The organism is Kitasatospora misakiensis (assembly GCF_042656005.1).
Lineage (GTDB): Bacteria > Actinomycetota > Actinomycetes > Streptomycetales > Streptomycetaceae > Kitasatospora > Kitasatospora misakiensis.
This window is the reverse complement of sequence record NZ_JBHSOF010000011.1, coordinates 104,100-127,639: the sequence shown is the minus strand read 5'-3', so window position 1 is coordinate 127,639 and position 23,540 is coordinate 104,100. Positions and strand designations below refer to the sequence as shown.

Below are 23,540 nucleotides of genomic sequence, written 5' to 3'. Positions count from 1 at the left end.
CTGTCCCCCCGGCGCGCGCGGTGCTCCCGCAGCCCGCGCGCGCGAACGCACGCACGCACGCAGCGACCCAAGGACTCGACTCGCATGACGGATTCCCGCTTCGTCACCTCCCCGGACCTCTTCGATCCCTCCGAACGCCCCGCCCCCCGCGTCCCGTCCGCCACCCCTGCCGCGCCCGCCGTACCCGCCGCGCCCGCCGCCGAGCGGGAGAAGATCGCGATCATCGGGATCGGCTGCCGGCTGCCGGGCGGGGCCAGCGACCACCGGTCGTACTGGCAGAACCTGGTCGAGGGCAAGGACTGCATCACCCCGACCCCGCGCAGCCGCTACGACGTCGCCACCCTCGGCAGCCGGGACCGGGCCAAGCCCGGCCGGCTGGTCGGCGGACGCGGCGGCTACATCGACGGATTCGACGAGTTCGACCCGGCGTTCTTCGGCATCAGCGGCCGCGAGGCCGACCACATGGACCCGCAGCAGCGGAAGCTGCTGGAGGTGGCCTGGGAGGCGCTGGAGGACGGCGGCCAGAAGCCGGCCGAGCTGGCGGGCCGTGAGGTCGGCGTCTACGTCGGCGCGTTCACCCTGGACTACAAGATCGTCCAGTTCTCCGACCTCTCCTTCGACACCCTCGCCGCGCACACCGCCACCGGCACCATGATGACGATGGTGTCGAACCGCATCTCGCACTGCTTCGACTTCCGCGGCCCCAGCGTCTCCATCGACACCGCCTGCTCCTCCTCCCTGGTCGCCGTCCACCTCGCCGCGCAGAGCCTGCAGCGCGGCGAGACCGACCTGGCCCTGGCCGGCGGCACCCTGCTGCACATCGCCCCGCAGTACACGATCGCCGAGACCAAGGGCGGCTTCCTCTCCCCGCAGGGCCGCTCCCGGACCTTCGACGCGGCGGCCGACGGCTACGTCCGGGCCGAGGGCGTCGCGGTGGTCGCGCTCAAGCGGCTCTCCGACGCGCTGCGCGACGGCGACCCGATCCACGCCGTCGTCATCGGCAGCGGCGTCAACCAGGACGGCCGCACCAACGGCATCACCGTGCCCAACCCGGACGCCCAGGTCACCCTCATCGAGCGGGTCTGCGCCGAGGCCGGGATCTCCCCGGGCAGTCTCCAGTACGTCGAGGCGCACGGCACCTCCACCCCGGTCGGCGACCCGATCGAGGCGGGCGCCCTGGCCCGGGCGCTCGCCGTCGGCCGCCGCCCCGGCGACAAGTGCTACGTCGGCTCGGTCAAGACCAACATCGGGCACACCGAGTCGGCCTCCGGCCTGGCCGGGCTGATCAAGTCCGCGCTCGCCCTCAAGCACCGGATCGTCCCGCCGCACATCAACCTGGAGCGGCTCAACCCGGCGATCGACCCGGCCGGCCTGCCGTACGAGATCCCCACCGAGCCCACCCCCTGGCCGGCCCACGAGGGCCCGGCCCGGGCCGGGGTCAACTCCTTCGGCTTCGGCGGCACCAATGCGCACGTCCTGCTGGAGGCCGCCCCCGAACCGGCGCCCGCCGACGACGCCCTCGCCGATGCTCCGGACGCCACCCCCGCCCCGGAGGGCGGACGGCCGGTCTGGACGGTGCTGCCGCTCACCGCCCGGGAGGCCGCCGCCCTGCCCGAACTCGCCGCCGGCGTCCAGGCCGAACTTGCCGGAGTCCGCGGCGGCACCCCGGCCCGCCCGGCCGACCTCGGCCACACCCTCGCCCACCGCCGCCAGCACCACGACGCCCGGCTCTCGGTCGTCTACGACGCCCGCGAGCACGCCGCCCGCGCCTCGCTCGACGAGGCGCTCACCGCCCACCTGCGCGGCGAACCGCACCCCCGGGTCCTCACCGGCCACCGCCGCGAGGCCCGGCACCGCCGGCTGGCCTGGGTCTTCACCGGGATGGGCCCGCAGTGGTGGGGGATGGGCCGCCGGCTCCTCGCCACCGAGCCGGTCTACCGGGAGGCCGTCGAGGAGTGCGCCGAGCACCTCGCCGAACTCACCGGCTGGTCGCTGATCGACGAGCTCACCGCCGACGAGGCGGCGTCCCGGATGGCCGAGACCTGGCTCGCCCAGCCCGCCAACTTCGCCGTCCAGGTCGGCCTCGCCGCGCTCTGGCGCAGCCGGGGCGTGCGGCCCGACGCGATCGTCGGCCACTCCACCGGCGAGGTCGCCGCCTTCCACGAGGCCGGGGTCTACGACCTGGCCGACGCGGTCAAGGTGGTGGTCCACCGCAGCCGGCTCCAGCAGAAGCTGGCCGGCACCGGCGGCATGCTCGCCGTCGCGCTCACCGAGGCCGAGGCGCGGCGCCGGATCCGCCCGTACGGGGACGCCGTCTCGATCGCCGCCGTCAACAGCCCCGGCGCGCTCACCCTCGCCGGGGACGAGCCGGCGCTGGCCGAGCTGGCCGCCGCGCTCACCGCCGAGCAGGTCTTCGCCCGGCCGCTGACCGTCGAAGTCCCGTACCACAGCGCCCGGATGGAGCTGATCAAGGACGAGCTGCTGGAGTCGCTGGCCGATCTCAAGGCCCGCCCGGCCCGGACCCCGCTCTACCTGACCGGCCGCGAGGGCACCGCGCACGGCACCGAGCTGGACGCCGAGTACTGGTGGCACAACGTCCGCGACAGCGTCCGCTTCCGGCAGGCCGTGGAGCGGCTCGCCGACGACGGCTACGGCCTGTTCCTGGAGATCGGCCCGCACCCGGTGCTCGGCCGCTCGATCCAGGAGACCGTCGAGGCCCGCCCGGGCACGGCGGACCGGCCGGAGGTGCGGACCCTGCCCTCGATCCGCCGCCAGGAGGACGAGCAGGCCACCTTCACCGCCTCGCTGGCCGCCCTCCACAACCTCGGCGTCGAGGTCGACTGGTCGGTGCTCCAGCCCGCCGGCCGGATCGTCCCGCTGCCGCGCTACCCGTTCCGGCGCGACCGGCACTGGGTCGAGCCGCGGTCGGTCGCCGACGTCCGGCAGGGGCGGGTCGACCACCCGCTGCTCGGCCGCCGCCTGCCCGGCGCCGAACCGGCCTGGGAGGCCCGGCTGGACGCCGAGGCCCTGCCGTACCTGGACGACCACCGGATCCAGGGCGACGTGCTGTTCCCGGCCGCGGGTTACCTGGAGATGGCCGTCCAGGCGGTCCGCGCGCTCACCGGCGGGACGGACGCCGCGCTGGCCGACATCGAGCTGCGCAAGGCGCTCCTCCTGCCGGACGAGGAGAGCCGTGCCGTCCGGCTCACCCTCTGCGCCGAGCAGGGCTCCTTCACCGTCGCCAGCGGCGAGGGCCGCGAGCGCACCGTGCACACCGTCGGCACGGTCCGCCCCGGCCAGCGCCGCCGGCCCGGCCGGCCGCTGGACGTGGCGGCGGTGCAGGGGCGGTCGGTGCGCCGGCTCGCCGGGCCCGACTGCTACGCCGCGCTCGCCGCGCTCGGCTACGAGTACGGCCCGGCCTTCCGGGGCATCGAGGAGGTCTGGATCGGGCCTGGCGAGGCGCTGGCCCGGATCCGCCCGACGGCGCAGGTCGCCGGTCAGGGCGAGCACCACCAGGTCCACCCGGTGGTGATGGACGCCTTCTTCCAGACCCTGCTGACGCCCCAGCTGCTGGACGGGCCGCCGGCCGGGGGCCGGGGCATCCGGCTGCCGGTGGGGATCGCGGAGGTCCGGCTGGACGCGGTGGGCGACCGCCCGCTCTGGGCGCACGCCACCGTCACCCGGGACGCCGGCGCCGAGCTCCTCGGCGACCTCGCGGTGTACGAGGAGCGGGGTGCCCCGCTCGGCGGGATCACCGGCTTCCGGGCCGCCGACGTCGAGCAGGCCGCCACCGCCGTCGGTCTCGCCACCATCGACGGCTGGCTGGCCGAACCGGCCTGGACCGAGCTGCCGGCCGCCGACGGCGACACCCCCGACCTGCTGGCCGAACACCCCGACCACTGGCTGCTGTTCGCCGACCGCGGCGGGGTCGCGGAGGCCCTGGCCGGGCGGATCGCCGCGCGCGGCGGCAGCTGCCTGCTGGTCCGCCCCGGCACCGGTTACCAGGCCGCCGCCGACGGCCGGCCGGCCACCGTCGAGCCGGGCTCGGCCGAGGACCTCGCCCGGCTGCTCGCCGAGCGGCGGGCCGCGGGCGCCCCGGACCCGGCCGCCGTGGTCCACCTGTGGAACCTCGACCGGCCCGGACTCGACACCGCCGACCCCGCCACCGTGGCCGGCCACACCGCCGAGGGCGCCTACAGCCTGGTCACCCTCGCCGCCCTGCTGGCCGCCGAGCTGCCGGACTGCCGCCTCCACGTGGTCACCCGCACCGCCCAGGCCGTGGCCCCCGGCGACCTCGTCGAGCCCCTCGCCGCCCCCGCCTGGGGCATCACCCGCGTCCTGCGCCACCAGGAACTCCCCACCCACCAGGGCAAACTGGTCGACCTCCCGGCCCTCCCCCCGCCTCCCGCCACCCCGGCCGCGCACCCGACAGCGCCCGCCGGGGCGTCGGCCGCGCCCGCCACGCCCGAGGCCGCCGCGTCCGATCCCGCCGTACCCGACCCCGTCACCCCCGATCCCTTCACGCCCGAGGCCATCGCGCCCGACCCCGCCCCCGCGCCCGCCGCCGGCGTCCGGGCCGCCGAGGAGGCGGAGGCGCTGCTGCGCGAGTTCGCGCTGGCCGACGAGGACGAGATCGCGCTGCGCGCCGGCCGCCGGCTGACCAGCCGGCTCCGGGCCGCCGAGGGGCTGAGCCGGCCGCTCGCGCCCCGCCTGCGGGCGGACGGCGCGTACCTGGTGACCGGCGCGTTCGGCGCGCTCGGCCGGTTGCTCTGCCGCACGCTGGTGAAGCGCGGCGCCCGCCGGCTGATCCTGGTCGGCCGCAGCGCCCTGCCGCCGCGCGAGCAGTGGCGCGCGCTCGACCCGGCGAGCCCGGCCGGGCAGCGGGCGGCGTTCCTGCGCGAACTGGAGGAGCTCGGGGCCGAGGCCGTCCCGGCGCCGCTGGACGTCACCGACGAGGCCGCGCTGGCCGCCTGGCTGGCCGAGTACCGGCGGCTGGACCGGCCGCCGATCCGCGGGGTGTTCCACCTCGCCGGGCAGGTCCGGGACACCCTGGTCGGCGAGCTGGACCGGGCGACCTTCGACGCCGTGTACGGCCCCAAGGTGCTCGGCGCCCTCGCCCTGCACCGGCAGCTGGCCGGCGAGCCGCTCGACCACTTCGTGCTGTTCGCCTCGATCGCCTCGCTGCTGACCACCGCCGGCCAGACCAACTACGCCGCCGGCAACGCCTTCCTGGACGCCCTCGCCCATCACCGCCGGTCGCTCGGCCTGCCCGCGCTGAGCCTCGACTGGGGCCCCTGGGCCACCGGCATGATCGAGGAGCTCGGCCTCATCGACCACTACCGGCACAGCCGGGGCATGAGCTCGCTCGCCCCGGACACCGGGATGGCCGTGCTGGAGCGGGTGCTCGGGCAGGACCGCGCCCAGCTGCTGGTCGCCACCGTCGTCGACTGGCCGGCCTTCCTCTCCTGGTACCCGGCCCCGCCCCCGCTCGTCACCGAACTCGCCGCCGCCGCCCGGGAGGCTGCCCCGGCCACCGAGCGGACCGGCCTGCTGGACGCCCTGCGGACGGCCGGCGAGGAGGAGCGGCGGGCGCTGCTCACCGAGCGGTTCACCGCGCTGGCCGCCACCGTGCTGCGGGCGCCGGCCGAGCAGATCGACCCCGCCGCCGGCCTCGGCGGCCTCGGCCTGGACTCGCTGCTCGCGATGGAGCTGCGGGCCCGGCTCGGCGGCGAACTCGGCGTCACCCTCCCGGTGGTGGCGCTGCTCGGCAACGCGCCGGTGGCCGAGCTGGTCGCCCGGCTGCACGAGTCGCTGACCGAGCTGCTGGACGAGGAGCCGGCCGGTCCGGGCGCGGCCGAGGTCGAGCGGTACGAGGACGAGTCGGCCCACCCGCTGACCCAGAACCAGAAGGCGCTCTGGTTCCTCAAGCAGCTCAACCCGGACGGTTTCGCCTACAACATCGGCGGCGCCGTCGAGGTCCGGGTGGAGCTGGAGCCCGAGCTGATGGCGGCGGCCTTCCGGGCGATGGTCGAGCGCCACCCGAGCCTGCGGGCGAACTTCGTGCTCGACGGCGGCCGGGCCGTGCAGCGGATCTCCGCCGCGGTGGAGCCGGACTTCGGGGTCTTCGACGTCGAGCACCTGGCCTGGGACGACATCCACGCGATGATCGTCCGCGAGTACCGCAGGCCCTACGACCTGGAGCGGGACCCGCTGGTGCGGTTCCGGCTGTTCCGCCGCGGACCGGCCCGCTGGGTGATCATGAAGGCCGTCCACCACATCATCTCGGACGCGATCTCCACCTTCACCTTCATCGAGGAGCTGCTCGCCGTCTACGAGGGGCTGCGCCGGGGCCGGGCGCCCGAACTGCCCCCGGTCACCGCCCGCTACCTGGACTTCCTCAACCGGCAGAACGCCTTCCTGGCCGGCCGTGAGGCGCCGCGGATGCTGGAGTACTGGCGCTCCCACCTGCCGGCCGAGGTGCCGGTCCTCAACCTGCCGACCGACAAGCCCCGCCCGCCGGTGCAGACCCACAACGGCGCCTCCGAGTTCTTCACGCTGGACGAGGAGCTCAGCGCCCGGGTCCACGCGCTGGCCCGCGGGCACAACGTCACCGTCTTCATGGTGCTGCTCAGCGCCTACTACCTGCTGCTGCACGCCTACGCGGGCCAGGAGGACATCATCGTCGGCAGTCCGGTGACCGGCCGCACCGACGAGGAGTTCGCCGGCGTCTACGGGTACTTCGTCAACCCGCTGCCGCTGCACGTCTCGCTGGCCGGCGAGCCGACCGTGGCCGAGCTGCTGGACCGGGTGCGGACCACCGTGCTCGGCGGTCTTGACCACCAGGAGTACCCGTTCGTGCTGCTGGTGGAGAAGCTCGGGCTGCAGCACGACCCGAGCCGCTCGGCGGTCTTCCAGGCGATGTTCATCCTGCTCCACCACAAGGTGGCCACCGAGAAGTACGGGTACCACCTGGAGTACATCGAACTCCCGGAGGAGGAGGGGCAGTTCGACCTCACCCTGTCCGCCTACGAGGACGAGGCCGAGCACCGCTTCCACTGCGTCTTCAAGTACAACACCGACCTCTTCCGGCCCGAGACGACGGCCCGGATGGCGCGCCACTACGTCCAACTGCTCGACGCGCTGACCACGGCAGGACCGGAGCGGGCCGCCACCGGGCTGGAGCTGCTCGGCGAGCGGGAGCGCGCCGTGGTGCTCCGGGAGTGGAGCGGCGCCGACCGGCGGGTGCCGTTCACGGAGCCGGTCCACGCACTGGTGCTCCGCGCGGCGGCGGCCGACCCGGCGGCGCTCGCGGTGGCGGCCCCGGCCGAGTCGGGCCCGACCGCCCGGCTGACGTACGGGGAGCTGGCCGAGCGCTCCCGGCGGGCCGCCGCCCGGCTGCGGGCGCTGGGCGCCGGCCCGGGCACGGTGGTCGCGCTCTGCCTGGAGAAGTCGCCGGAGCTGATCGTGGCGCTGCTCGCGGTGCTCCGCACCGGCGCCGCCTACCTGCCGCTGGACCCGGGCCACCCGGTGGACCGGCTGGCGTACATGGTGGGCAACACCGGGGCCGGACTGCTGGTCGGCGACGACCGCGAGCGGCTCGGCGGGCTGCCGGCCCGACTGGTCACCACCGCCGAACTCGACGCCTGCGACGACGGGTTCACCGATCCGCCGGTGGGCCTCGACGACCCGGCGTACGCCATCCACACCTCCGGCTCCACCGGGCGGCCCAAGGCCGTCCTGGTCTCCCACGGCAACCTCGCCTCGGCCTACCAGGCCTGGCGCACCGAGTACCGGCTGGACACCGACGCCCGGGTGCACCTCCAGATGGCCGGCCCGGCCTTCGACGTGTTCACCGGCGACCTGGTCCGCGCGCTCTGCTCCGGCGGCACCCTGGTGCTGGTCGGCCGGGAGCTGCTGTTCAACACCGCCAGGCTGTACGAGGTGATGCGCGCCGAGCGGGTGGACGCCGCCGAGTTCGTCCCGGCGGTGGTCCGCACCGTGCTGGACCACTGCGAGCGCACCGGGCAGGACCTCGCGTTCATGCGGCTGCTGGTGGTCGGCTCGGACGTCTGGAAGGTCGAGGAGTACCAGCGGCTCGGCGCCCTGTGCGGCCCGCTGACCAGGCTGGTCAACTCCTACGGGCTGACCGAGGCCACCATCGACAGCGCGTACTTCGAGGGCCCGGCGGACGGCCTGGAGCCCAGCCGGATGGTCCCGATCGGGCGGCCGTTCCCGAACACCTCCTTCCACCTGCTCGACGCCCAGGGCCGGCCCGTCCCGCCCGGAGTGACCGGGGAGCTGTGGATCGGCGGGTCCGGCGTCTCGCTCGGCTACCTCGGCGACGAGGAGCAGACCGCCCGCCGGTTCGCCACCCTCCCGCTCGGCGGCGCCGACGGCACCGCGCCCGTCCGGCTCTACCGCACCGGCGACCTCGCGCGCTGGGACGCCGACGGCGGGGTGCACCTGCTCGGCCGGGCCGACTCCCAGATCAAGGTGCGCGGCCACCGGATCGAGCTGGGCGAGATCGAGAGCCGGCTCGCCGAATGGCCCGAACTGGCCCGGGCGGTGGTCACCGTCCGGCCGGACCGCGGCGGCGAGCCCGTGCTCTGCGCGTACTGCGTCCCGGCGCCCGACCGGACCTTCGACCACCGCGAGCTGCGCCGCCACCTGGCCGGCCACCTGCCGACCTTCATGATCCCGTCGTACTTCGTCGAGCTGCCCGCGCTGCCGCTCACCGCCAACGGCAAGGTGGACGTCGCGGCGCTGCCCGAGCCCCGCGCGGACGCCGCGGCCGAGGCCGCGGAGCCGCCGGTCACCCTCTACGAGGTCCGGATGGCCGAGCACTGGCGCGCCCTGCTCGGCGTCGAGGAGCCGGGCCTCCAGCACGACTTCTTCGAGTCGGGCGGCTCCTCGATCAAGCTGATCGAGCTGATCCACGGCCTGCAGGCCGAGTTCAGCATCAGGATCCCGGTCAGCCAGCTGTTCAAGGTCACCACCCTGCACGGGATGGCGAAGACCGTCGAGTACATCGTCACCGGCCGGATCGAGGGCGCCCTGCCGTACCTCTGGTTCAACCAGGAGCAGCAGCAGACGCTGTTCTGCTTCCCGCCGGCCGGCGGCCACGGGCTGGTGTACCGGCAGTTCGCGGCGCACCTGCCGGAGTACCGGACGGTCGCCTTCAACTACGTGTCCGGCGACGACAAGGTCGACCGGTACGCGGACCTGGTCGAGGCGCTCCAGCCGGAGGGTCCGTGCGCGCTGCTCGGCTACTCGCTCGGCGGCAACCTCGCCTTCGAGGTGGCCAAGGAGCTGGAGCGGCGCGGCCGGGCGGTGCCCAATGTGGTGATCATGGACTCGCACCGGATCCCGGAGTCCTTCGACCTCGCCGACGAGCACCTCCAGGCCTTCGAGCGGGAGCTCGCCGAGCACCTCCAGCGGCACACCGGTTCGGCCGTGGTCGCCCAGGAGACCCGCGAACAGGCCCGGGACTACCTGCGGTTCTGCAGCCGCACCCCCAACCACGGGGTGGTCTCCGCCGCGCTCAGCGTGATCTCCGACGACGCCAAGGTCGCGCTGTACGAGGCCGGCCAGCACGGCGCCTGGCACGGCAGCTCGGCCACCCGGACGGCGGTCTTCCAGGGCTTCGGCGCCCACGCCGAGATGCTCGACCGCGAGTTCATCGCCCACAACGCCGGGCTCGCCCGGTCGATCCTCACCGGAGCCGCCCCCCATGCGTCCTGACACGGCCCCCGGGCGGGCCCCGAGCCTGCCCGCCCCCGCACGAGAGACGGACCCGACCATGCTCCGGCAGCACCCGCCGCTGACCTACCCCTTCGAGCCGGAAGGCCTCGATCTCGACCCCCGCTACGCCGAGTTGCGCGAGCAGCCGCTGGCCAGGATCCGGATGCCGTACGGCGACGGCGCCTGGCTGGTCACCCGGTACGAGGACGTCCGGACGGTGCTCGCCGACCCGAGGTTCAGCCTGGCCGCCGCGATGGGCGAGGACCAGCCCCGGATGCGCCCGGTCTCCCGGACCGGTGCCGGCCTGTTCTCCACCGAGCCGCCCGAGCACACCCGGCTGCGCTCGCTGGTGGCCAAGGAGTTCAGCGCCCGCCGGGTCGAGCGGCTGCGGGAGCGGGCCCGCGAGCTGGCCGACGAACTGCTCGACGCCATGGTCGCCGCAGGCGGGCCGGCCGATCTGGTCGAGGACTTCGCGATCCCGATGCCGACCACCATCATCTGCGAGGTGCTGGGCATCCCGGCCGAGGACCACCGGATGTTCTGGCACTGGGCGGAGACGGTGCTCTCCGCCGTCACCCCCGGCGAGGTGCTCGCCGTCGAGGGCCGGGCGTTCATCGACCACATGGCCGGTGTGCTGGAGCTGCGGGGCCGCGAGCCCGGCGACGACCTGCTCACCACCCTGGTCCGGGCCTGCCGCGAGCAGCGGTTGATCAGCGAGGAGGAGCTCCTCTCCATCGCCTGCGACCTGCTGATCGCCGGCTTCGTCTCCACCACCAACCAGATCGGCAACTTCTTCCACCAACTGCTGGTGAACCCGGAGGAGTTGACGCGCCTGCGGGAGCGTCCCGAGCTGATCCCCAAGGCCGTCGAGGAGCTGATGCGGTACGTGCCGCTGCTCACCGGCTTCAGCCTGCCCCGGTACGCGACCGCGGACGTCGAGCTGGGCGGGGTGGTGGTCCGGGCCGGCGAGGCGGTGATGATCGCCACCGCCGCCGCCAACCGGGACCCGGAGGTGTTCGAGGAGCCCGAGCGGCTGGTCCTGGACCGCCCCGCCAACCCGCACATCGGCTTCGGCCACGGCGTGCACTACTGCATCGGCGCGCACCTCGCCCGGCTGGAGCTCCAGGTGGCGATCGAACGGGTGCTGACCCGGCTGCCCGGCCTCCGGCTGGCCGTCCCCGAGCGCGAACTGCGCTGGAAGGAGGACGCGATGGTGAACGGTCTGCAGGCGCTCCCGATCGCCTGGTAACCCGACCCGCGGACGGCGCGACCAAGGCACGCCTCCAGGCGGCACCTCCCCAGGCAAGGCGCCTCCCCAAGCAAGGCAAGGACCACGAGGAAGGCCAGGAATGGCACGGCAGACAGACACCGCACCCCGACGGGAGTCGATGATCATCGTCGGCGGCGGTCTCGGCGGCCTGTCCACCGGGTGCTACGCCCGGATGAACGGCTACCGCACCACGATCTTCGAGATGCACGAGATCCCCGGCGGATCCTGCACCGGCTGGGACCGCAGCGACTTCACCTTCGACTGGTGCATCAGCTGGCTGCTCGGCAACGGGCCGGGCAACGAGATGTACCAGATCTGGCTCGAACTGGGCGCGCTCCAGGGCAAGGAGATGCGGCACTTCGACGTCTTCAACATCGTCCGGGGCCGGGACGGCCGGGCGGTCCACTTCTACTCCGACCCGGACCGGCTGGAGGAGCACCTGCTCGCCCTCTCGCCGGCCGACGCCGCCCCGATCCGGGAGTTCTGCGCCGGGATCCGGACGTTCCGCAGGGCGCTCGCGGCCTACCCGTTCCTCAAGCCGGTCGGGCTGATGGGCCGGCTGGAGCGCTGGCGGATGCTGGCCTCCTTCGTGCCCTACTTCACCACCATCCGCAGGTCGATCACCGTGCTGATGACGGACTTCGCCCAGCGGTTCCGCGACCCGCTGCTGCGCGAGGCGTTCAACTTCATCCTCTACGAGAAGCACCCGGCCTTCCCGGTGCTGCCGTTCTACTTCCAGCTCGCCTCGCACGCCAACCACGCCGCCGGGGTGCCGGAGGGCGGCTCGCTCGCCCTGGCCCGCTCGATCGAGGAGCGCTACCGCGGCCTCGGCGGCGAGATCACCTACAACGCCAAGGTCGAGGAGATCCTGGTCGAGCGGGACCGCGCGGTCGGCGTGCGGCTCAGCGACGGCCGGGAGTTCCGCGCCGACATCGTGGTGTCCGCCGCCGACGGCCACACCACCGTGATGAAGCTGCTCAAGGGCCAGTACCTCAACGACACCTACCGGCGGCTCTACACCTCGCTGATCGACGAGCCGGGCCAGCTGTCGCCCGGGTACGTGTCGCTCTTCCTGGGGCTGCGCAAGCCCTTCCCGGAGGGCGACCCGTGCACCACGTACCTGCTGGGCGAGCGGGAGGCGGCCGAGCTGACCGGGATCCGCTGCCCGTCGATGAACGTGCAGTTCCGCACCCGGCACTACCCGGAGCTGGCGCCGGAGGACTCCACCGTGGTGTTCGCGACGTACTTCTCCGACATCGCCCCCTGGCGGGCCCTGCACGAGGGCCCGGAGCAGTCCTCCCGGGTGCGGCGCGGCGAGGAGTTGCACACCCTGCCGGTCAAGCACGGCCGGGAGTACATGGCGGCCAAGCGGCGGGTCCGCAACGGCATCGTCGCCTTCCTGGACGAGCGCCACCCGGGCTTCAAGGCCGCGGTGGCCGTCGCCGACGTGTCCACCCCGCTCACCCAGGTCCGCTACACCGGCGTCTACGACGGCACCTTCCCCGGTTGGAACCCCTTCGTGGAGGGCGCCGAGACGATGGAGGAGGAGATCAAGAAGAGCGGTCCGGTGCTGCCCGGACTGTCGAACTTCTACCTCTCCGGCGTCTGGGCGACCATCGGCGGGCTGATCCGGGCGGCGGCCGCCGGGCGGCACGTCGTGCAGTTCGTCTGCCGGGACGACGGGCTGGAGTTCACCGCCGAGATCGACCGGACGGCGCCGCCGCCGACGCACCTGGTCATCCCGGTGGGCCGGCCCGCGGAGCCGGCCCGGCGGACGGTGCCGCCGGCCGTCGGCGCGGCCGCACGGAACGAGGACAGCGAGAGCGTGCAGACGGGAGCCCTGGCATGAGGATCGAGAAGTGGGTGGTCCGGGAGCACCTGGACGGTGTGCCCGACGTCAACCGCGTCTACGAGAAGGTCGTGGAGGAGGTCGAGATCGACCTGCGGCCGGACGAGATGCTCTTCCGGACCAGGTACGTCTCGGTGGACCCGTACCAGAACGGCCTGGCCCTGGAGACGCCGATCGGCCACCACATGGGCGGCGACTCGATCATGGAGGTGGTCGAGGCCGGTCCGGAGGCGGCGTTCGCGGTCGGCGACCTGGTGCAGGGCTTCGGCGGCTGGCGCACCCACGTCGTCCACAACGGCGCCGAGGAGCTGTGGGCGACCGGCACCTTCCCGATGGTGTTCCCGGCCTACCGCCGGCTCGACCCGTCCTGGTACGACGAGCGGCTGCCGCTGTCCACCGCGCTCGGCATCATGGGCGCGCCCGGCATGACGGCCTGGGGCACGCTCACCCGCTTCCTGGAGGTCAGGCCCGGCGACACCGTGGTGATCAGCGGGGCCTCCGGCTCGATCGGCACCCTGGTGGGCCAGTTGGCGAAGCGGGCCGGCGCCGGCCGGGTGGTCGGCACCACCGCCTCGCCGGGCAAGGCCGAGTACCTGCGCGAGCTGGGTTTCGACGAGGTGGTGCTCTACGCGCAGACCGACGACGCGGAGAAGACCCGGCAGGCGCTGCTGCTCGCCGCGCCGGACGGCGTCGACCGGTACTTCGACAACCTGGGCGGCACGGTCACCGACGCGGTGTTCACCATGCTGAACGTGGACAGCCGGGTGGCGGTCTGCTGGCAGTGGGCGACCACGGTGAACGGTGAGCTGACCGGGCCGCGGCTGCTGCCGTACATCATGTTCCCGCGCGCCACGATCCGCGGCATCTTCGCCCAGGAGTGGTTCACCGAGCCGCTGCTGGCCCGGATGCACCAGGAGCTGGGCGGGCTGGTCCGCGGCGGGGAGGTCCGCTACCACCAGACCGTGCACAAGGGCTTCGACGAGATCCCGAAGGCCTACCGGAGCCTCTACCTGGACCGCGAGGGCAACCGGGGCAAGGTGCTGGTCGAGGTCTGACCGTCGGGAATCCGACCAGGTCCGTCGGCGGGAGGGATGCCCTCCCGCCGACGGACCGGCTCAGTCGTCGTCGAGGTCGAAGGCGCCGGCGTCGGAGCCGTCCGGGGTCCCGCTGATCGCGTACCCCTGGCGGCGCGCCTCGTAGCAGGCCACCGTGGCCGCGGCGGAGACGTTCAGCGAGCCGACCCTGCCCAGCTGCGGCACGAACACCACCTGGTCGCAGAGGGCGAGCGCGTCCGCCGTGATGCCGCGGTCCTCGTGGCCCAGCACGAAGGCGACGGCCGGGGTCAGCTCGGCGGCGAACATCGGCACCGCCTCGTCGGCCAGCTCCAGGCCGACCACCTTGAAGCCGTCGGCCTTCGCCGCGGCCACCGCCTCGGCGACGGTGGGGAAGTGCTCCACCTTCAGGTACTTGTCGGTGCCCATCGCGGCCTTCTGCGCGCCGGACGAGCGCACCGACGGGGTGTCACCGGTGAGGTACAGCTTCTCCGCGCCCATCGCGGCGCCGGTCCGGACCACCGAGCCGACGTTGAACGGCGACTGGAGGTTCTCCAGGATCATCGCGAGCCGGAACTCGTTGCCACGCCGCCAGGAGCGGTGCAGCCGCTTCAGTTCGGTCCCGCGGAGCTGCTTCACGACGTCGTCCCTCGTCCACTCTCGGGGCCCTCGCCCGCCGTCGGGCGGGGCCGCGCTTCCAGAATCCGGAACCCGTTGACCGAGGTCAGCCGGGTAGTCGGCCAGCCCTGCTCGTTCAGCCACTTCTGCAGCGAGTCCGAACCGAGGTGCTTCTGCACCACCAGGAAGGCCGAGCCGTCCGGGGTGAGCCGGCCGAGCCACTGCTCCAGCAGCCGGCGCAGCGCCGCCTTGCCGATCCGGATCGGCGGGTTGGAGTAGATCGCCGCGAACCGCAGCTCGGCGGGGACCTCCTCGGGCAGCGCGGCGTGCACGTTGCCCAGCCCCAGCGACCCGGCGTTGTCCCGGACCAGGTCCAGGGCGCGGCTGTTGACGTCCACCGCCCAGACCGGGAGCCGCTTGCGGCGGCTCGCCCAGGTCAGCGCGATCGGGCCGTAGCCACAGCCGACGTCCAGGATCGGGCCGCGCACCCGGGGCGGTGGCGCGTGCTCCAGCAGGATCCGGGTGCCCGGGTCCAGCCGGTTGCGGGAGAAGACGCCCGCGTCGGTGCTGAGCTCCAGGGTGAGGTCCGGCAGGGTGACCGTGATCGGGCGGCGCTCGCTGGCGACCTCGGGTGCACCGGTGAAGTAGTGCGAGCCGGACATGGTTTCCCCGTCGTTCGTTAGGGCCTCGGGGCCACCGGGAGGTGTGGGTAAGCCCTGCTGGTACGGCTCCGATCGTACCCCGGTGGCCGGGAGGCCCGTCTCCCGCGCGGCGGCGCTCCGGGTGGACCAGGGACCGGGTGCACCCCGGGCGGGGTGCATTCCGGGCCGGTTTTCCCGGGTCAATTCCCCCGGGCGGCAACACGCCGGGGGGCGGGTGGCACGTCGCGCCCGGCCGACGGCGGACGGATACTGCCAGTACCCAGCGGGCAGGACCCATCGGGCCGGATGAAGCCTCCGAGGAACCTTCGAGGAAACGAGGACGGACACCATGCCGCAGAACCACGAGGACTACCTGGACGAGGTCGACGAGGTCGTGGAGACGGAGAACGAGGTGGCGGAGGACGAGTACGACGAGCTGGCCGAGCGGCGCGCGCTCGGTGCGGACCCGGCCACCGACGTCGCGGACGTCGCGGAGCAGAGCCGGATCGTCAAGCTCGACGAGGACGAGTACCGGGAGTAGCCGGCGGGTCCTGGCCTCGGCGTCCCGATCACAGCGCCCCTCGGCGCTGGAGCCAGGTGAACGCCGCCCAGCCGGGCAGCACCGGCAGGACGAAGGTGAGCAGCCGGTAGAGCGCGACGGCGGCCAGCGCGCCACCCTCCTCCATCGAGGTGGTCAGCTCCAGCAGGGTCACCAGCGCGCTGTCCACGAAGCCCGCCCCGCCCGGGGTCGGCGCGGCGTTCCCGGCCGCGTTGCCGACCAGGAACACCACCCCGACCGAGGCGAAGGCCGGTTCCCGCCCGACCGCCCGGGCGCAGCAGTACAGGCAGGCGATCATGGTGATCGACACCATCAGCTGCCCGGTGAAGCCGACCGCGAGCCGCCCAGGGTTGCGCAGCAGCTCCACCAGCCGGGGCAGCACCTCGGCGGTCAGCGGGCGCAGCCGGGCGGCCAGCCAGCGCCGGGCCGGCGGCACGGCGGAGACCACGGCCAGCAGGACGCCCGCCACCGCGAGGCCGCCGACCACGGCCGGCAGCGCGTCCAGTTCGGAGCCGCCGGCCTTGGCGTCGGCCAGGTAGACGAAGGCGCCGAGCTGGAGCAGGTGCAGGACCAGGCCGAGCAGCTGGCCCGCACCGACGCTGGACAGGGCCTGCGCGGTCGGGATGCCGGCCCGCTGGAGGAAGCGGGTGTTCAGGGCGACGCCGCCGACCCCGCCGGGGGAGACCAGCTTCACGAAGGAGCCGGCCAGCTGGGCGAGCACGGCGTTGCGGAAGTCCAGCCGCTCGGGGACGAAGCCGACGAAGCCCATCGCCCCCGCGACATGGCCGGCGGCCGCGGCGAGCACGGCGAGGGAGAGCCAGAACGGGTCGGCGTCGGCGAGGGCGGCGATCGGGTTCCGCTCGGTGGCGAAGAACTGCGGCAGCAACAGCCAGCCGGCCACCACGCCGCCCACGACGGCGAGCAGGGTGCGGGGGCGCAGCCGCTCCAGCCGGACCGGCCGGACGGGGGCCTGCGGGCGGCTGCGGAGCACCTCGGCGCGGATCCCGTCCAGCAGGTCGGGTGCGGGGCCGGGGGCTTGCGCGGGAGCCGCCGGGGCGGCCTCCGGCGCGGTCCGCTGCGCGGGGACGCGGGTCGCGGCGGCCGTGGCGGCGGTGCGGCGGGCGGCGGCCTGCTTGAGGGCGAGCCGGGTGGTGCGGGCCAGCGCGATCGGCTGGAGCAGCGGCAGCGCGGCGGCGACCGGGTCCGGGCCGAGCACCGCCACCGCGGCGCGCACCGACCGCTCGGCCCCGGTGCGCAGGGCGAGCGTGGTGAGCAGTTGCGCGATGTCGCTGCGCAGCACGAGCTCGCCGGCCGCGATGTCACCGTCCGCGAGGCCCACCAGGTGCACCGTGCCGGCCGCGTCGACCAGCAGCGCGGACGGCACCAGCGCGCGGTGCGCGATGGCCCGCCGCTGGAGCAGCGCCAGCTGGCCCCAGGCCTCGGCGAGCAGTGCGTCGGTGATCTCCTCGTCGGCGAGCTCGTCCAGGGTGCGGCCGGGCAGCCGCTCGTAGGCGACCAGCGCGGCGTCCCGGCCGAGTTCGGCGGTGGCGGCGATCCGGCGGGTGCGGACCCCGGCGGCGACGGCCGCGTAGGAGACCAGGGCCTCGTGCTCCAGCCCGGTGCGCAGCGAGCGCAGCGCGCGCGGGTGCGGGGCGGTGCGCAGGCGCAGCCGGCGCCAGACTCGCTGCACCAAGGCGGCGGTGACCGCCTGCCGGTCGAGCAGCTGGACGTCCAGCTCGGGGCGGCCGTCGCGCTGGAGGACCAGGTAGCGGTCCGGGCCGTCCGGGGTGACGGAGACCGGCCGCAGACCGGCCTCGCGCAGGCTGTGCAGGAGCTGTCCCGGCCGGGGCCGGGGGTCCGGGGTGCCGACGGCCCAGCGGGTGCCGTGGGCGGCCGTCCAGCCGATCAGCAGGCCGAGCAGCAGCGCGGTCGGGGTGGCCGCCCCGGTGGCGAGCCCGGCCAGCGCGGACAGCGTGAGGACGGCCGACGGCAGCCGGCGTTCCAGGGCTGCGGAGGCGGTGAGGAAGGCGAGGACCGGCGCGAGGTAGCCGTACACCGGCTCGGTGTGGTGGAGCGGGGTGCCGGGCAGCGGCCGGGTGAGCGCGGAGACCAGGGAGAACGGCGCCCGGTTGTCGATCCACAGGTCGACGAGGAGCGAGACGCCGTACGCCAGGACGGCGGCCAGGACGCCGTCGGCGATCTGCTGGAGCACGTGCCGCCGGTCGGTCCCGGTGGCCAGCAGGCGGCGGGCGGCCGAGCAGCCGGGGAGCAGCAGCAGGGCGGCGGTGGTGAGGCCGGTGGCGACGCCGCCCAGCGGGTGCGGCACCAGGGCGGCGACGTCCCCGACGTCCTCGGCGAGGCCGTTGGTGGTGGCGCGGGCGTAGTCGGCGGACAGCAGGGTCAGGGCGATCACCGCGAGGCCGGCGAGCAGTCGGATCAGCGCCGCGGGCTGCCGGATCCGGCCGGTGGCGGCTATGCCGGGCGGGTCGGGCGGGGCCGGAGCGCCGCCGGTCGGGCCTTCGCCCGTGCTGTCTGTCCGGTCACCCGTCGCGCTCCCCGTCACATCCGCCACGGATGGCATGCTCCCACGAGCCCCCGGGCGCGTGTCTCGGAGCGCGGGGCGGGCCCGCCGTCACTACCCTGCGTCCCATGAGCGCCTGCGAAGACCTCGCCGCCGCACCCCGGGACATCGCGCCCCTGCCGCCCGTGGACGGCTGCGCCGACTGCCTGGCGCAGGGGCGCCGGGACTGGGTGCACCTGCGGCTCTGCCTGGACTGCGGTCACGTCGGCTGCTGCGACTTCTCGCCGCAGCGGCACGCCACCGCGCACTTCCACAACAGTTCCCATCCGGTGATCCGCTCCTACGAGCCGGGGGAGGACTGGCGCTGGTGCTACGTCCACGAGCTCATGGGGTGACGCCCGGGGCGGGCCGGTGCCCCGACCGGGTTGACGTCCCGGCGGCCATGGGTTGAGGTGTAACTCCCGACCAATCGGGACATAACGCCCGTACGGCCCCGGTCGACGACTGTCCGGCCGGTGGCCGCCGAAGGGAGGCCGACGATGACCAAGCGAACAGCGGGAAGCTCCGACAAGCTCCGCCGCGGCACCCAGGACCTGCTGGAGCGCCGGGGCATGGCGACGGCGCCGGGCACGGCCCCGGCCCGGCCGGGCGCCGGTGGCGCGCAGAGCGCCGGCGGCGGGTCCGCGGGCGCCGCCGCGTTCCGGCACGGCGGCCGGGACTCCGCGACCGCCGTCCCGCGCTCCGCGCCCGCGCAGCACGCCGAGCTCAAGGGCCACCGCCACCGCGGCGCCGAGAAGCACAGCGCGCACTGAGGCGCGCCCGGCCGGCCCCCGGCCACCGTCCTGACCCGCGTTCAGGAGGGTGGCCGGGGCCGTGCGGTGGCGTTGTCGGTGGCCTGCGGTACGTTCGTGGCGATCAACGGTGGCACGGGCGTGCGGGGGCACAGGGATGACCGAGCTGGTGACGGAGGAGCCGGTCGAGCTCCAGCTGGAGCGGTACCGGACGGAGCTGACCGGGTACTGCTACCGGATGCTCGGCTCGGTCTTCGAGGCCGAGGACGCGGTGCAGGACACCATGGTCCGCGCCTGGCGCGGGCACCGGGGCTTCGAGGGCCGCGCGGCCCTGCGCTCCTGGCTCTACCGGATCGCCACCAACGTCTGTCTGGACGCGCTGAACGGCCGCAACGCCCGGGCCCGGCCGATGGACCTGGCCGGCCCGTCCACGGTGGCCACCGCGACCGACGCGCGGCTGCCCGAGATCACCTGGCTCGGACCGGCCCCGGACGGCCGGGTGCTGCCCGAGACCGGCGACCCGGCCGAGGTGGCCGCGCAGCGCGAGTCGGTGCGGCTGGCCTTCGTCGCCGCGCTCCAGCGGCTGGCGCCCCGGCAGCGGGCGGTGCTGATCCTGCGCGAGGTGCTCGGCTGGCGGGCCGCCGAGGTCGCCGAGCTGCTCGGCGTCACCGTCGCCTCGGTGAACAGCGCGCTCCAGCGGGCCCGGGCCGCGCTCGCCGCCGACCCGGCCGCCGCCCGGCCGGACCCGACCCTGGACGAGGACCACCGGGCGCTGCTGGACCGGTACGTCGCGGCCTTCGAGGCGTACGACATGGACGGCCTGGCGGCGCTGCTGCACGAGGACGTCACGCTCAACATGCCGCCGTTCGCGCTCTGGCTGACCGGGCACGCGGACATCCGGGAGTGGATGCTCGGACCGGGGTGCGGCTGCCGGGGCTCCCGGCTGCTGCCGGTGGACGCCAACGGCAGCCCGGCCTTCGCCCAGTACCGGCCGAGCCCGGCGGGCGGGCACGAGCCGTGGGCGCTGATCGTGCTGGAAGTCTCAGCGGGCCGGATCGCCGGGCTCACCAACTTCCTCGACACCGACGTGCTCTTCCCCCTGTTCGGCCTGCCGCCCCGGCTGGACGCCTAGCCGTGACCTGGACGCCGAGCAGTGACCTGGGCGCGTGGCCCGGGGCTGAGCGGGGCGGCCCGGCTGGCAGAGTGGGGCGCACCTTGCCCCTGTGTTCCGAGGAGGTCCGCCGTGCCGGTCGAGCCGTTGAAGTCCCGTGAAGAGTGGTTGGCCTCGCTGCCGCGGATCTACGCGGCGGCGGGGTGCGTCCTGCGGGACGAGTCCGGGCGGATCCTGCTGGTCAAGGCCGGGTACCGGGAGCACTGGCAGTTCCCGGGCGGGACGATCGACCTGGGGGAGGGGCCGGCCGAGTGCGCGGCCAGGGAGCTGCTGGAGGAGACCGGCATCGTCCGCGCGGCCGGGGAGCTGCTGGCCATCTCCTGGACCCACCCTTCGGACGAACTCGACCACCCGGCCGAGCACTTCCTCTTCGACTTCGGCACCGTCCCGGACGGCACCCCCGTGACCGTCCCGGCCGGCGAACTGGACGACCACCGCTGGGTCGAGGACGCGGCGGCGCTCGAACTGCTGGGCCCCGCCCGGTCGATGCGGCTGCGTGCCGCCCTGGAGGCGAAGGCCGACGGCCGGGTGCGGATCGTCACCACCCAGGTGTCGGGCTTCTGACGGCTGCCGGTGTCCCGGGGGCGCGCCCGTCCCGCGGCCCCCGGAACGGTCCGGTCACGCCTGCTCGGCGCCGGCGTCCTCGGCGTTGGTCGCGATGAACGCGGCGAGGAGCTCGCCGATGAAGCGCTCCGTCTCGGCCTTCTCCACGCCCAGGTCGTTCAGCACCCCGGCGTTGTTCTCCAACTCCAGCAGGGCGAGCAGGATGTGCTCGGTGCCGACGTAGTTGTGGCCGAGCTTCAGCGCCTCCCGGAAGGTCAGCTCCAGCGCCTTCTTGCCCCGGGCGTCGTACGGGATGAGCCCGGGCACCTCGACGGCCGGAGCGGGCAGCGCCGCCGCCGCGGCCGTCCGGAGCGCCTCCGGGGAGACGCCCTGGGCGGCGAGCGCCCGCACCGCGAGGCCGTCGGGCTCGACGAGCAGGCCGAGCAGCAGGTGTTCGGCGCCGATCTCCGCGTTGCCGGCCCGGCGGGCCTCCTCCTGGGAGGCCATCACGACGTGCCGGGCCCGGTCGGTGAACCGGCCGAAGCCCTGGCTCGGGTCGAGATCGTTGGGCGTGGCCGGGTCCTTGGGGACGAACCGCTTCTGCGCGGCCTGCTTGCTGACGCCCATGCTGTGGCCGATGGCGGTCCAGGAGGCGCCGGAGCGGCGGGCCTGGTCGACGAAGTGGCCGATCAGGTGGTCGGCCAGCTCGCCGAGGTGGTCGGCGGCGATGACGGCGTCGGAGAGCTGGTCGAGCGCGTCGCTGTGCAGCTTCTTGATCGCGTCGATCAGGTCGTCGAGGCGCAGCGGAGTGGTCTTGGGAACGATCGGATTCTCCATGCGTCAACCGTAGGTTGTCGATCCCGGATCGTCAACTATCGGTTGACGCTAGTCCGAGTTGAGGCCCGCGGGGGTCCTCCGGTCGCGCCCCGGGGTCCCCTGCCCGTCACGGTTCCAGCAGGCGGGAGCGGACGGCCGCGAGGTCGGCGGGGGCGACGCCGGCGGCCGACAGGTGGGCGACCGGGTCGAAGCCGGCGAGGGCGGCGCGGACCGCGGCTTCGGCGGTGGTGCCGGCCTCGGCCAGCACGGCGTCGATGCGGCGGTACTGGTCGGGGAGGCCGAGCATGCCGTACAGGGGGCGGACGTTGGAGGCGCTCAGCAGGTAGTCGTCGACGATCTCGTCGGGTTCGACCTCGGCGAGGGCGAGCAGCAGCAGGGCGGCCAGGCCGGTCCGGTCGCGGCCGGCGCCGCAGTGCACGACCAGGCCGCCGGGGCGGGCGCCGGCGATCGTGGCGATCAGCTCGGCGGTGGCGCGCGGACAGTGGTCCAGGTAGGGGCGCAGGGCGAGCGGGGTGCCGTCGAGGTGGCCGTACGCCTTCCACCAGGCGGGGCCGGCGAGTTCGTCCAGCGGGACGCGGATCAGCTCGACGCCCTCGGGGAGCGGGAGGAGCGGCTTGTACTCCGCGATGTCGCGCAGGTCGACGACGGTGCGCACCCCGTGGTCGAGGAGGGCGTCCCAGCCCTCGGCGGTGAGGCGGTCGAGGTTGTCGGCCCGGACGATCGCGCGGCGGGTGGTGCGGGTGCCGGTGGCGGTGCGCAGTCCGCCCAGGTCGCGGACGTTGAGACAGCCGTCCCAGACGAGCGTGCGGTCCTCGGTGGCGGTGGTCTGCGCGGCTGACCGGCTCATCAGGTTCCCCGTTTCCTCGACGAGGAGGTCCCGTTACCCCCTCGTGATGTGGACTCCCGGTGGAGCGGGATGGTTCCTCGGATCGTCCGATGATCAGGCTGTTGCGATGGAGTCGCGATGGGGAGGGGTACGGGCGCCGGTCAGGCGGCGGCCTCGGTGCGGACCAGCTTCTCCATCGGCTGCGCGGCGGCCTGGCCGAGCACCGAACCCGCCACGATCGCGCCGACCAGCAGGGCGGTGGACAGCCACGCCATGGTCGCCACCGGCAGGGTGAAGGCGCCCACCACCCGGCCCACGCACTCGGCGAGCAGCGCGGTGCCCCAGATCACCGAGAACAGCCGCTCGTAGCGGCGGAACGGGCGCGAGCCCGCCGCGAGCCGGTCCCACGCGGCCTCCCGGGCCGCCTCGCCCTTGGTGAGGAAGGGGCGCAGCGCGGCGGACATCAGCGGCCGGGCGGTCAGCGCCGAGCCCAGGATCGCCAGCGCCATGAAGCCGCTGAGCACGGCCTCCTTGGCCAGCATCAGCCGGGCGTCGCCGCTGACGGCGGTGAGCGCCAGGCCGACCAGGTTCACCCCGAGCATCAGGGCGGCGAACCGGTTCAGCGTCCGGTCCTTGACCAGGCCGAGGACGGTCCGGGCGACCGGGAAGGCGCTGCTCCAGGCGAGGGCGGCGAACTCGCTCGTCCCGAGCCCGGAGTGGAGCAGGTAGAAGCCGGCGAGCGGGCCGGCGATGTCGACCGCGAGCGGGCGGAGCGCCTTGACGAGCGGGTTCGTGGCCTTGGCGGCGGCCCCGGTGGCCTTGGCGGCGGCCTCGGTGGTGGCGGTGGCCTCGGTGGCGGTGGCGGCGATCTGGCTCATGGTGGGTCCTCCCCGGACTGGCTGCTCGGTCGGCGGGCCGCTGCCCGCTCCGTCGTGCCTCCAGTTTTCCGATCGGGCCCCCTCGCCCAGCAGTGCCGTCCGTTGCGGGATCCGCATGACAGTTGTCACGGTGCGCACCGTGACGGTGCCGCTGAGCTGCGACGATCCGCCAAGATCGACCGGACGGTACCCGGGGGCTCCGGGGGCGGGTCGCTCAGGGGCGCCGCCCCCCGGATCCGGCCG

The 23,540-nt window shown here is 74.5% G+C and carries 15 protein-coding genes; 9 read left to right on the top strand and 6 right to left on the bottom strand.

The features are described from left to right. Positions 1-84 precede the first annotated feature (84 nt). The 4 genes from ACFP3U_RS11900 (at position 85) to ACFP3U_RS11885 (ending at position 13,915) form a co-directional block, all read left to right on the top strand. Positions 85-9,741 carry a non-ribosomal peptide synthetase/type I polyketide synthase gene (locus ACFP3U_RS11900; protein ID WP_380225352.1) on the top strand — a complete coding sequence of 3,219 codons (9,657 nt, stop codon included), beginning with the start codon at positions 85-87 and terminating at the stop codon, positions 9,739-9,741. 58 nt (positions 9,742-9,799) lie between these two features. Next, entirely contained in the window at positions 9,800-10,990 is a 1,191-nt protein-coding gene (locus ACFP3U_RS11895; protein ID WP_380225350.1) for a cytochrome P450, read from the top strand. A 100-nt stretch (positions 10,991-11,090) separates the two neighbouring features. Next, positions 11,091-12,860 (top strand): phytoene desaturase family protein, encoded by a 1,770-nt coding sequence (locus ACFP3U_RS11890; protein ID WP_380225348.1) that lies wholly within the window; start codon positions 11,091-11,093, stop codon positions 12,858-12,860. Next, the gene (locus tag ACFP3U_RS11885) at positions 12,857-13,915 is read left to right on the top strand and encodes an MDR family NADP-dependent oxidoreductase (RefSeq protein WP_380225347.1); all 1,059 of its coding nucleotides are present in this window, start codon (positions 12,857-12,859) and stop codon (positions 13,913-13,915) included. Before ACFP3U_RS11890 ends, ACFP3U_RS11885 begins: the two co-directional genes overlap by 4 nt. A 60-nt stretch (positions 13,916-13,975) precedes the next feature. On the opposite strand, the gene ACFP3U_RS11880 is transcribed toward ACFP3U_RS11885, so the two are convergent. Then, positions 13,976-14,551 carry a TrmH family RNA methyltransferase gene (locus ACFP3U_RS11880; protein WP_380225346.1) on the bottom strand — a complete coding sequence of 192 codons (576 nt, stop codon included), beginning with the start codon at positions 14,549-14,551 and terminating at the stop codon, positions 13,976-13,978. Next, complete coding sequence (locus tag ACFP3U_RS11875) at positions 14,548-15,192, bottom strand: class I SAM-dependent methyltransferase (RefSeq protein ID WP_380225345.1); 645 nt, start codon at positions 15,190-15,192, stop codon at positions 14,548-14,550. The genes ACFP3U_RS11880 and ACFP3U_RS11875 overlap by 4 nt, the downstream gene beginning before the upstream one ends. 328 nt (positions 15,193-15,520) lie before the next feature. Here ACFP3U_RS11875 and ACFP3U_RS11870 point away from each other — a divergent pair, with 328 nt between their 5' ends. Continuing rightward, positions 15,521-15,712 (top strand): hypothetical protein, encoded by a 192-nt coding sequence (locus ACFP3U_RS11870; RefSeq protein ID WP_380225344.1) that lies wholly within the window; start codon positions 15,521-15,523, stop codon positions 15,710-15,712. Positions 15,713-15,740: 28 nt separating this feature from the next. On the opposite strand, the gene ACFP3U_RS11865 is transcribed toward ACFP3U_RS11870, so the two are convergent. Then, positions 15,741-18,302: a lysylphosphatidylglycerol synthase domain-containing protein gene (locus ACFP3U_RS11865; protein ID WP_380225343.1), complete on the bottom strand. Its 2,562-nt coding sequence runs from the start codon at positions 18,300-18,302 to the stop codon at positions 15,741-15,743. Positions 18,303-18,379: 77 nt separating this feature from the next. Here ACFP3U_RS11865 and ACFP3U_RS11860 point away from each other — a divergent pair, with 77 nt between their 5' ends. From ACFP3U_RS11860 to ACFP3U_RS11845, 4 genes are all read left to right on the top strand, one after another. Further along, complete coding sequence (locus tag ACFP3U_RS11860) at positions 18,380-18,646, top strand: UBP-type zinc finger domain-containing protein (RefSeq protein ID WP_380225342.1); 267 nt, start codon at positions 18,380-18,382, stop codon at positions 18,644-18,646. Positions 18,647-18,790: 144 nt separating this feature from the next. Next, complete coding sequence (locus tag ACFP3U_RS11855) at positions 18,791-19,063, top strand: hypothetical protein (protein WP_380225341.1); 273 nt, start codon at positions 18,791-18,793, stop codon at positions 19,061-19,063. 136 nt (positions 19,064-19,199) lie between these two features. After that, positions 19,200-20,174: a sigma-70 family RNA polymerase sigma factor gene (locus ACFP3U_RS11850; protein ID WP_380225339.1), complete on the top strand. Its 975-nt coding sequence runs from the start codon at positions 19,200-19,202 to the stop codon at positions 20,172-20,174. A 111-nt stretch (positions 20,175-20,285) separates the two neighbouring features. After that, positions 20,286-20,777 (top strand): NUDIX domain-containing protein, encoded by a 492-nt coding sequence (locus tag ACFP3U_RS11845; RefSeq protein ID WP_380225338.1) that lies wholly within the window; start codon positions 20,286-20,288, stop codon positions 20,775-20,777. Between the two features lie 54 nt (positions 20,778-20,831). On the opposite strand, the gene ACFP3U_RS11840 is transcribed toward ACFP3U_RS11845, so the two are convergent. The 3 genes from ACFP3U_RS11840 to ACFP3U_RS11830 all read right to left on the bottom strand — a co-directional run bounded on the left by ACFP3U_RS11840 (position 20,832) and on the right by ACFP3U_RS11830 (position 23,297). Next, complete coding sequence (locus tag ACFP3U_RS11840) at positions 20,832-21,593, bottom strand: Clp protease N-terminal domain-containing protein (protein ID WP_380225337.1); 762 nt, start codon at positions 21,591-21,593, stop codon at positions 20,832-20,834. A 106-nt stretch (positions 21,594-21,699) separates the two neighbouring features. Continuing rightward, positions 21,700-22,440, bottom strand: coding sequence for a tyrosine-protein phosphatase (locus tag ACFP3U_RS11835; protein WP_380225336.1), 741 nt, complete (start codon positions 22,438-22,440; stop codon positions 21,700-21,702). 140 nt (positions 22,441-22,580) lie between these two features. Next, positions 22,581-23,297, bottom strand: coding sequence for a VC0807 family protein (locus ACFP3U_RS11830; RefSeq protein ID WP_380225334.1), 717 nt, complete (start codon positions 23,295-23,297; stop codon positions 22,581-22,583). Positions 23,298-23,540 lie beyond the last annotated feature (243 nt).